At 69.4% G+C, this 10125-nt stretch carries 10 protein-coding genes and 1 pseudogene; 6 read left to right on the forward strand and 5 right to left on the reverse strand.

The window, feature by feature from the left end; translation table 11 throughout:
• Window positions 1-248: pseudogene (locus LI92_RS23830) on the reverse strand (spore surface glycoprotein BclB); the annotation flags it as partial.
• A gap of 99 nt (window positions 249-347) precedes the next feature.
• On the opposite strand from LI92_RS23830, the gene LI92_RS17015 reads away from it, so the two are divergent.
• From LI92_RS17015 to LI92_RS17025, 3 genes are all read left to right on the forward strand, one after another.
• The gene (locus LI92_RS17015; protein ID WP_046320903.1) at window positions 348-1568 is read left to right on the forward strand and encodes a class I SAM-dependent methyltransferase; all 1221 of its coding nucleotides are present in this window, start codon (window positions 348-350) and stop codon (window positions 1566-1568) included.
• Between the two features lie 82 nt (window positions 1569-1650).
• Complete coding sequence (locus LI92_RS17020) at window positions 1651-2538, forward strand: decaprenyl diphosphate synthase (RefSeq protein WP_046320905.1); 888 nt, start codon at window positions 1651-1653, stop codon at window positions 2536-2538.
• Complete coding sequence (locus LI92_RS17025) at window positions 2538-2924, forward strand: hypothetical protein (protein ID WP_046320907.1); 387 nt, start codon at window positions 2538-2540, stop codon at window positions 2922-2924. Before LI92_RS17020 ends, LI92_RS17025 begins: the two co-directional genes overlap by 1 nt.
• Before the next feature lie 13 nt (window positions 2925-2937).
• Here LI92_RS17025 and LI92_RS17030 read toward each other — a convergent pair whose 3' ends face one another.
• Together LI92_RS17030 and LI92_RS17035 are read right to left on the reverse strand one after the other, a co-directional pair.
• The gene (locus LI92_RS17030) at window positions 2938-3330 is read right to left on the reverse strand and encodes a Fur family transcriptional regulator (RefSeq protein WP_046320909.1); all 393 of its coding nucleotides are present in this window, start codon (window positions 3328-3330) and stop codon (window positions 2938-2940) included.
• On the reverse strand, window positions 3327-3677 hold the full coding sequence (locus LI92_RS17035) for an ArsR/SmtB family transcription factor (protein WP_046320913.1): 351 nt from the start codon (window positions 3675-3677) through the stop codon (window positions 3327-3329). The genes LI92_RS17030 and LI92_RS17035 overlap by 4 nt, the downstream gene beginning before the upstream one ends.
• A gap of 162 nt (window positions 3678-3839) precedes the next feature.
• On the opposite strand from LI92_RS17035, the gene LI92_RS17040 reads away from it, so the two are divergent.
• The gene (locus LI92_RS17040; RefSeq protein ID WP_046320915.1) at window positions 3840-5222 is read left to right on the forward strand and encodes a glycine--tRNA ligase; all 1383 of its coding nucleotides are present in this window, start codon (window positions 3840-3842) and stop codon (window positions 5220-5222) included.
• A 6-nt stretch (window positions 5223-5228) separates the two neighbouring features.
• Here the strand turns inward: LI92_RS17040 and LI92_RS17045 are convergent, their stop codons facing one another.
• Both LI92_RS17045 and LI92_RS17050 read right to left on the reverse strand, forming a co-directional pair.
• Window positions 5229-5978 (reverse strand): hypothetical protein, encoded by a 750-nt coding sequence (locus LI92_RS17045; RefSeq protein ID WP_046320917.1) that lies wholly within the window; start codon window positions 5976-5978, stop codon window positions 5229-5231.
• Window positions 5979-5990: 12 nt separating this feature from the next.
• Window positions 5991-7988, reverse strand: coding sequence for a TPM domain-containing protein (locus LI92_RS17050; protein ID WP_046320919.1), 1998 nt, complete (start codon window positions 7986-7988; stop codon window positions 5991-5993).
• A gap of 136 nt (window positions 7989-8124) precedes the next feature.
• On the opposite strand from LI92_RS17050, the gene LI92_RS17055 reads away from it, so the two are divergent.
• Window positions 8125-9387 (forward strand): deoxyguanosinetriphosphate triphosphohydrolase, encoded by a 1263-nt coding sequence (locus tag LI92_RS17055; protein ID WP_046320921.1) that lies wholly within the window; start codon window positions 8125-8127, stop codon window positions 9385-9387.
• A 95-nt stretch (window positions 9388-9482) separates the two neighbouring features.
• Window positions 9483-10125 (forward strand): DNA primase (locus LI92_RS21885; protein ID WP_082109772.1); only part of this gene is annotated, 643 nt, incomplete at its 3' end.

Raw genomic sequence — 10125 nt, forward strand, 5'->3', positions numbered from 1 at the left:
GAGACAGCGGCAAGGGTGGTGCCGGCGGCCAGGGCGGCCGCGGCGGAGACGGCGGTAACGGAGGCGCCGGTGGCGCCGGTGGCGCCGGTGGCGCTTCGGGACCCGGCGGCCAGCCCGGTGAGGGCGGTGCCGGTGGTCTGGGCGGTGCGCCCGGACCGGGTGGAACCCCAGGCCAGCCCGGTCAGCCCGGTGAGCCCGGACGGGCCGGCTGACCCTGCCCCACTGACTCGTTCCGGCGCGTCGGACACTCCGTTTGGAGTCGCCTCCGGGCGCGCCGGCCCAACAAGCCCCCGCTAAAGTCTGATCCGATCCGGCGGGGGGTTAATTCGACAAGGAGCCACACAGAAGTGACCGAGAATCCACGTGCAGACGTCGTCTCCCGGCAGTACGAGCGGTGGACGTACCCGCCGCCCATCCATGACCTGCAGGCATGGACGACCACAAACTGGGAGTGGTTCGACCCCAGCCATTCGCACCGGGTGCTGTGGCCGGATCGTGAATACCGTCCCGACCTCGACATCCTGATCGCGGGCTGTGGCACCAACCAGGCGGCGGTCTTCGCCTACAACAACCCGCAGGCCAGCGTCGTGGCGGTCGACATCAGCGCGTCGTCGTTGGGGCACCAGCAGTACCTCAAGGACAAGCACGGTCTGTGGAACCTGGAGCTGCACCAGCTGCCCATTGAGGAGCTTTCCTCGCTCGGCCGGGACTTCGACCTGGCGATCTCGACGGGCGTGCTGCACCACATGGCCGACCCCGAGGTGGGCATGAAGGCGATCGCAGACCGGCTGCGGCCCGACGGCGTCGCCGGCATCATGCTCTACGCGCGCTACGGCCGCATCGGTATCGAAATCCTGGAGTCGGTCTTCCGGGACCTCGGGTTGGAACAGAACGACGAGTCGATTCAGACCGTGCGCCAGGCCATCCGCGTGCTGTCGCCGGAGCACCCGGTGCAGCCGTACATCAAGATCGCCGGCGACCTGCACTCGGATTCGGGCCTGGTGGACACGTTCTTGCACGGTCGGGCGAAGAGCTATGACGTCGACGGTTGCATCGACCTGGCCAAGTCGGCCGGCCTGGACTTCCAGGGCTGGCTGCTCAAGGCCCCGTACTACGCCCATGACATCGCGGTGCCGGCCACCGGCTTCTACGACAAGGTGAATGCCTTGCCGGAGGAGAAGATCTGGTCGGTGATGGAGCGCGTCCACACTCTCAACGCGCGGCACTTCTTCATCGCCACTCGGCCCGATCGGCCCAAGAGCAGCTACCAGATCGACTTCTCCACCCCGGAGAGCCTCGACTACGTGCCGCTGTTCCGCTGGAAGTGTGGCTTGAACAACGACGAGATCTTCCGTTCGGGCTGGCGTATGCCGTTGAACCCGGCGCAGTTGCCGTTCGTGCAGAGCATCGACGGTCGTCGCAGCATTCGTCAGATCGCCGCGGACCTGGCACAGGCCGGCGGCCCGTCGCGCGGCAGCGTCGCGGACCTGGAGAAGTTCGGGCGCAAGCTGTTCCAGTCGCTGTGGCGGCTGGACTTCATCGCGGGCGATCTGAGTGCCCGTTCCTGATCGTCGACATGGTCGGTAAGCCGTCGCGGCGGCCGTATGGTCGCCGCGGGCGGCGCCGGCACGGTCGGGCAGGATAAGGCGCATGGTGTTGAACCGGGCAAATCGGAAGGCGGACTTCCCGCAGCTGCCCGCGGCGCCTGCGGATTATCCGGTGTTCCCGGACAAGTCCACCTGGCCGGTGGTCTTCCCGCAGTTGCCGTCGCCGCCCGGCGGGGGGCCGTGTCGCCCTCCGCAGCACACGTCCAAGGCCGTGGCGCCGCAGATCCCCGCCGAGGCGCTGCCGACCCACGTCGCGGTGGTGATGGACGGCAACGGCCGCTGGGCGACCCAGCGTGGGCTGGGCCGCACCGAGGGGCACAAGATGGGCGAGGCGGTGCTCATCGACATCACCTGCGGCGCCATCGAACTGGGCATCAAGTGGCTGACGGTGTATGCGTTCTCCACCGAGAACTGGAAGCGCTCCCCAGAGGAGGTGCGCTTCCTGATGGGGTTCAACCGCGAGGTGGTGCGCCGACGGCGGGAGAACCTCAACGCGATGGGCGTGCGAATGCGCTGGGGGGGGTCTCGTCCGAAGATGTGGCGCAGCGTGATCAAGGAATTCGAGATCGCCGAGGCCATGACCGTGGACAACGACGTCATCACGATCAATTACTGCGTCAACTACGGCGGGCGCACCGAGATCGCCGAAGCCGCCAAGGCCATCGCCGAGGAGGCCGTGGCGGGCAAGCTGAACCCGAGCCGGATCAACGAGGCCACCATCGCGCGGCACCTGCACCGGCCGGACATGCCCGACGTCGACCTGCTGATCCGCACCTCCGGCGAGCAGCGGTCGTCCAACTTCATGCTGTGGCAGGCGGCCTACGCCGAGTACATCTTCCAAGCGAAGCTGTGGCCGGACTACGACCGCCGCGATCTGTGGGAGGCCTGCGAGCAGTACGCCTCGCGGCAGCGCCGGTTCGGAACAGCCTGATGCCGACGCTGGCCGACCGGCTCGCCACGGTGCTCGCCGAGGTGCTGACGGTCGACGCCGAACCCGACGGTGCGCTGACCGTTCGGCAGGACGGGCTGCTGGCGTCGTTGCGGGTGGTGCCGATCGCCGAGGACCTGGAGTTGGTGTCGCTCACCGCGATTCTGGCCTGGGATCTGCCGTTGACCGAGCACCTGCGCACCCGCGTCGCCGAGCAGGCCGACCTCAGTCAGCTGGGCACCGTGTCCCTGGTCGGTAAGGACGCGTCCGCGGACGTGATTCTGCGGTACAACTTCCCGGGTTCGGGGCTGAGCGACGGCGCGCTGCGCACCCTGGTTCTGATGGTGCTGGCCAAGGGCGTCGACATCCGGGACGCACTGACCGCCTGACGGCGGGCCGGGCTCAGTTCCGGCAGCCGGCGCAGGGGCCGAAGATCTCGATGGTGTGGCCGACGTCGGAGTAGTCGTGCTCGGCGGCGATGCGCGCCGCCCACTCTTCGACTTCGCGGTCGCCCACCTCGACGGTCGCCCCGCAGCCCCGGCACACCAGATGGTGGTGGTGGTGATCCGAGCATCGCCGGTACACCGATTCGCCGGTGTCCGAACGCAGCGTGTCGACCTGTCCGGCCGAGGCCATCGCCTGCAAGGTGCGGTAGACGGTGGTCAGCCCGATGTTCTCGCCGCGCTCACGCAGCGCGTCGTGCAGTTCCTGGGCCGACCGGAAATCCTCGACGGTCTCCAGCAGCGCCGCGATCGCTGCCCGCTGCCGGGTGGAGCGCACCCCGGGGGCGCTCAACGGTCCTCACCGGCGTGCGCCACCGCGTCAATGGCGATGTGCGCCAGGTGATGGTCGGCCAGTCGGTAGAGCACTTCGCGACCAGACCTTTCCCCGGCGACGACTCCGGCGGACTTGAGGATTTTCAGGTGCTGGCTGACCAGCGGCTGCGGCACGCCGAGCGCGTCGACGAGCTCGTGCACGCAGCGCTGTGATTCCTGCAGTTGCAACACGATCGCGATGCGAACGGGGGCGGCCAGCGCGCGCAGCAGCTCTCCGGCTGCGTCGAGGATCTCCCGCGGCGGTGCCGCGGGAAAGGCTGGACCGGTGTGTCGGTGGCCCACCAGGCCCGATGCTGAGGAGGCCATGACACCACCTCCGGACACGTTGGAAATCATTTTCAGCTGGCATCCACTGTTCCATGCGTGATGACGCATGTCAAAGAACGCGGACGGTATCGATACGATGACTGATGTTTTGCGCGTCGGCGTTGCCGGCGCGGTTCCGTCAAGACAGGAGAGCACCCCCTCGTGGCGTCCATCATCGACACCGTTGCCAACCTGGCCAAGCGACGTGGCCTGGTCTTCCAGTCGGGCGAAATCTACGGCGGCACAAAGTCGGCGTGGGACTACGGGCCACTCGGAGTGGAGCTCAAGGAGAACATCAAGCGGCAGTGGTGGCGCTCGGTCGTGACCTCCCGGGACGACGTCGTCGGCCTGGACAGCGCGATCATCCTGCCCCGTCAGGTGTGGGTGGCCTCCGGGCACGTCGCGGTGTTCAACGACCCGCTGGTGGAGTGCCTGAGCTGCCACAAGCGGCACCGGCAGGACCACATGCAGGAAGCGGTGGCACTGAAGAAGGGCGGCAACCCCGATGACGTGCCGATGAGCGAGATCGCCTGCCCGGACTGCGGCACCAAGGGGCAGTGGACCGAGCCCCGGGACTTCAACATGATGCTCAAGACCTACCTGGGTCCCATCGAGTCTGAAGAGGGACTGCACTACCTGCGGCCCGAGACCGCACAGGGCATCTTCGTCAACTTCGCCAACGTGGTGACCACGGCGCGCCGCAAGCCGCCGTTCGGTATCGGTCAGATCGGCAAGAGCTTCCGCAACGAGATCACCCCCGGCAACTTCATCTTCCGGACCCGTGAGTTCGAGCAGATGGAGATGGAGTTCTTCGTCGAGCCGTCCACCGCCAAGGAGTGGCACCAGTACTGGATCGACGCGCGCCTGCAGTGGTACGTCGACCTGGGCATCAACCGGGAGAACCTGCGACTCTACGAACACCCGCTCGAGAAGCTGTCGCACTACTCCGCCGGCACCACCGACATCGAGTACAAGTTCGGCTTCGCCGGCAACCCGTGGGGGGAGCTGGAGGGCATCGCCAACCGCACCAACTTCGACCTGACCACGCACTCGGAGCACTCCGGGGTGGACCTGTCGTTCTACGACCAGGCGACCGACACCCGCTACGTGCCCTACGTGATCGAACCGGCAGCCGGCCTGACCCGCTCCCTGATGGCCTTCCTGGTCGACGCCTACCACGAGGACGAGGCGCCCAACGCCAAGGGCGGCGTGGACAAGCGCACCGTGCTGCGGTTGGACCCGCGGCTGGCTCCGGTCAAGGCGGCCGTGCTGCCGCTGTCGCGCAACGCCGACCTGTCGCCCAAGGCCCGCGACTTGGCGGCCGAGCTGCGCCAGTCCTGGAACGTGGAATTCGACGACGCCGGGGCGGTCGGCCGGCGGTACCGCCGCCAGGACGAAATCGGCACCCCCTACTGCATCACGGTCGACTTCGACTCCCTGGAAGACCACGCCGTCACCGTGCGCGAGCGCGACACGATGACCCAGGAGCGGGTGGCCATCGACGCGGTCGCCGACTACCTGGCCGTGCGCCTCAAGGGCTGCTGATCGAGGTCAGTCCTCGGCGGCTTCCGGGGCCTTCGTGTCGAGCGGCTTGAACCAGTCGGTGCGGCTGCGCCAGGACAGCGCGGCGGCATAGGCGAAGGCGGTGCTGCTGATGCCTGCGCAGATCCAGGTGGGCAGGGTGACCGCGCTGCCGAGCAGCACACTGGTCAGTTGTGCGATGATCGCCGCGAGTTTGAAGGCGACCCAGGCCAGGTAGAACCGCACCGTCGTCTTTGAGCGCGGATCGCTGCGCAGTGCCAGCAGCACCCGGCCGGTGAACCCGAACAGCGGCAGCGCCAAGGCCCCGACCAGTGCCCAGTACGCCGCGAACCACGGCCCGCGGGGCGCGAAAGCATCCAGATACGGCGGCTGTCCCCGATCGGCGATGCAGAACACGATCACCACCAGTGGCAGGCCGAGCTTCAGCGGCGCCATGATGTGCCGGCGTTGCAGGCGCCGGGCGTGGTCCTCGTCGTCCAACCTCGTCACCAGGTGCTCGAACATCAGCGCTACCGCGCCGAACATGCACAGCACCGCCAACAGCCCGGCGACGTTGAACAACCCGAACACGCCGTGCACGAGCGGGTCGACGAGTCGTGACCCCACCGGAGACAGCAGCAGGCCCGCGCAGCACATCAGGACCAGGACGCGGGAGGGGTTGGTGTCCCAGCGCGAACCCCAGGTGTGCCGACGGGCCCACAGCGCCCATCCGCACGCCGCCAGCACCCCCACCAGGGCGACATCGATGAGCACCGACATCGTTCCGGTGGGCTAGAACCGGCCGCCGCCGCCGAAGAAGCCGCCGCCGGACGAGGAGCCGCCGAACGAGGTCGGACTCCACCCGCCCCCACCGCTGCCGCCCCCGCCGAAGCCGCCGCCACCCCCGCTGAGGATGTTGCCGATGATGATGCCGCCCAGCATGGCTCCGGTGTCATTGCCACCGCCGGGACCGCCGCCGTAGCGCCCGTAGTAGGCGCGCTGGGCCTCCTGCACATCGGCCTTGGCCAGGGACTGCGCCGCGGCGGCCAGGGTGGCAGCGCCGTTGGCCTGGCTGATGGCTCCGGCCACGTCGGTGCCGCGCAGCGCCTCTGCCGCGTCGAGGCGGCGCCGGGCCTCGGCCAACCGGGTACGGGCCTCCGGGCCGACGCTGCCGCGACGGGTGTCGATGTAATCCGACACGGCCCGAATCCGCGACGACGCGGTGAACAGTGCCTGCTCGAGGGTGCGGGCCAACCGTTCGGCGGCCGCGCGCTCTTGCGCGACGGTGTCCAGCAGCTGATCCAGGGCGGCGTCGGCTTTGATCAGTGCGGTGAACGCGCCCAGCGGATCTCCGGGGGTGCGGGCGTCGGCTACGGCTCTGACCACGGAGTCGCGCGCGGTGGTCAGTTCGGCCTGGTGCGCGCCCACCCCCCGCGCCAGCTGTGCGCCGGCCTGGGCGATGCCCGCCTCGGCGTCGGCGATAGTCTCCGGCAGCGCGGCGACGGCGTGGCGGATGTCGCCGGCGGCACTGTCCACCGCGTCGAGCAGTGCCCGGCCCTGGGCCAGCGCCGACTCGGCGGCCCGCACCACGTCCACCAGTTCGCTCTGACCCCCGGTCACCGGACGTTCGGCCAGGCTGCGCGCCCGGGTGATGTTGCGTTCGGCGAAGGCCGCCCGGTCCTGGGCGGTCTTGACATTGCCGGAAACCGAGCTGAGCGCGGTGGCGTCGAACTCGGAGTGCAACTGCCTCAGATGCTGTTCGGAGGCCGGGATACGCCCGGTCAGCTCGACCAGTTGCTGGGTGAGGGCGTCGAGCCGGTCGGCGGAGTGCAGCACCAGATCGCGCAACTGTTCGAACGCGGCCCGCTGGGCCTCGAGTTCGCGGTCGGCCTTCGACGCGGTGACGATCACACCGGTCAACAGGTCGCGCTGTTGGGCCGGGGTCTCGGGAATGTCGTCGTCGAGCTGCTGGCGCACGGTGAAGGCGTGCTCCATGGCCGCCTTGGCCGAGGCGACGGCCTGGGCGAACGGCTGGGTGCGTTGCTCGCCGAACTCCTCGACGGCCAACTGCAACTCGTTGGCGCTGGTGCGCACCGCGTTGTCGACGTCGACGACCTTCTCCCGGGACAGGGCGTCCAGCGCGAACACCGGCACCTCGGACAGCGCGCTGGGGTCGGTGGAGTCGAGCCGCCGGGCGGCGGCCAGCGCCGCCACCCGTCGCCGGCTTCGCAGCCGGCGCACCACCAGCGCCACCAACAGGCCGGCCAGTGCCAGGGCGCCCAGCGCGATCAGGATCGGCGCCCAGCTGACCTCGGCGGGGGCGGCGGCGGCATCGAGTCCGGTGGCGGCTGCGGTGGCCGCCCCCGACCAGTCGCCGCGGCGCAGCGCGGGCTCGATCTGGTTGCGCCGTAACGCGTCGACTTCGCCGCTGCTGATCTCGGGGATGCCCTCGGAGACCAGGAAGGCGTAACTGCGGTCCGCGATCGCCACGGCCAGCACGGCGTCGTTGCTGCCCAGTTCGCTCAGCCGCGCGGTGCTGCGGCCCCAGTTGTCAGCGGTCTGCCCGGAGAACACATCGACATAGACCACCCACAACCGGATGTGGCGGTCGGCGTAGAGCGTGTCGATCGCGCTCTGCACCCGGGCCCGCTCGGGTTGCGACAGCGCCCCGGCGTTGTCGGTGATCGAGCTGGGGAGACGCATCGGAGGTTGCGCCGCGGCGCCCGGAGACACCAGCAGCACTGCGAGGAGAAACGCCAGGACGGCGCTGGCCAGCCGGGTGATGCGCATGCTCGCCAATCTATATGCGATCGGCAGGGGACCCACGCCGATTCTGCGACCGGGCCGTCCGGTCCTCCGCACTCGGGCGGGCCGCTTCGGCCCGCCGTGTCATCCGCGCGGGCGAGTTCAAAATAGACTGGCGGCGGTGGCCACAAACTTCCCTGACAGCTACGACGCGCACGACTGCGCCCGCATCGTGGCGGAGTCCCCGAAAACGGCCGGCCTGCCCGGAACCGACGGCCAGTACCGTACCGACTTCGCCCGCGACCGGGCCCGGGTGCTGCACTGCGCCGCGCTGCGCCGGCTGGCCGACAAGACTCAGGTGGTGGGCCCGCGCGACGGCGACACCCCGCGCACCCGGTTGACCCACTCGCTGGAGGTGGCGCAGATCGGTCGGGGGATGGCGATCGGTCTGGGCTGTGATCCTGACCTGGTCGACTTGGCCGGGCTGGCCCACGACATCGGCCACCCGCCCTACGGGCACAACGGGGAGATGGCGCTCAACGAAATCGCCTCGGCCTGTGGCGGTTTCGAGGGCAATGCGCAGAACTTCCGGATTTTGACCAGCCTGGAGCCCAAGGTGATGGGCCCCGACGGTGCCAGCGCCGGACTGAATCTGAGCCGGGCGGCGCTGGATGCGGTCACCAAGTATCCGTGGTACCGGCGCACGTCAGACGGCGCGCTGCGCACCAAATTCGGTTTCTACGACGACGACCGGGCCGCCGCCGAATGGATGCGCCAGGGGGCGCCGGAAGGGCGGGTCTGTCTGGAGTCACAGATCATGGACTGGGCCGATGATGTCGCCTACTCGGTACACGATGTGGAGGACGGCGTCATCTCGGGCCGGATCGACCTGCGGGTACTCGCCGACCCGTCCACGGTGTCCGAGCTGACCCGGCTGGGCGACCCCGACGGGGTGCACGATCTGGCCGGGGCGGCGCGCCGGCTCACCGAGCTGCCGGTGGTGGCCGCAGTGGGCGCCCACGGCAGCTTCCCGGGAACCCTGTCGGCGTCGGTGGCGCTCAAGCGGTTGACCAGTGAACTCGTCGGGCGTTTCGCCTCGGCGGCGATCACCGCCACCCAGGAGGCCGCCGGGCCCGGGCCGCTGCGGCGCTACCAAGCCGACCTCAAGGTCCCCGAACTGGTCCGCGCCGAGGTGGCCGTGCTGAAAACCCTTGCGGTCCAGTTCATCATTTCCTCCGATCAGCACCGCAGGATTCAGGCCGCCCAGCGCGAGCGGGTGCACGAGGTCGCGCATCGGCTGTCGATCACCGCGCCGGAGAGCCTGGACCCCGTGTTCGCCCCGGCGTTCGCCGCCGCGGCCGACGACGGCGCGCGGCTGCGGGTGATCGTCGACCAGATCGCGTCGTGCACCGAGGGGCGGCTGGAGCGGTTGGTGGCCGGCTGAGCGGAACCGCCCGGCGGACGGCTCCCGGGCAGCTCGGTCCGGTTCGGGCGCGCAGGAGCGCCGCGGGGGTACAAGGCGCGCTCTAGACTGACCCGGTGCCCGGCCGTATCTCCGATCGCGACATCGCCGCTATCCGCGAACGTGTCCGCATCGAGGACGTGGTCGGGGACTACGTGCAGCTCAGGCGGGCCGGCGCGGATTCGCTCAAGGGCCTGTGCCCGTTTCACAACGAGAAGTCGCCGTCCTTTCACGTCCGGCCCAACCACGGTCTCTTCCACTGCTTCGGCTGTGGGGAGGGCGGCGACGTCTACGCGTTCGTGCAGAAGGTCGAGCACGCCAGCTTCGTCGAGGCGGTGGAGATGCTCGCCGATCGGGTCGGTCACACGATCACCTACACCGGCGCGTCGGCGACCAACATCCAGCGCGAGCGCGGCGGCCGCAGTCGGCTGATCGCGGCGAACGCGGCAGCAGCCGAGTTCTATGCCGCGGCGCTGGGCACCCCTGAGGCCGAACCGGCGCGGCGCTATCTCACCGAGCGGAACTTCGACGCCGCGGCCGCCGAACGGTTCGGCTGCGGCTTCGCCCCCTCCGGCTGGGACACCCTGACCAAACACCTGTTGCGCAAGGGCTTCGAGTTCAAGGAACTTGAGGCCGCGGGTCTGTCCCGGGAAGGGCGCCGCGGCCCGATGGACCGATTCCACCGCCGGCTGCTGTGGGCGATCCGTTCGTCGGCGGGGG

The organism is Mycobacterium sp. UM_Kg1, assembly GCF_000972925.1.
GTDB lineage: Bacteria > Actinomycetota > Actinomycetes > Mycobacteriales > Mycobacteriaceae > Mycobacterium > Mycobacterium hiberniae.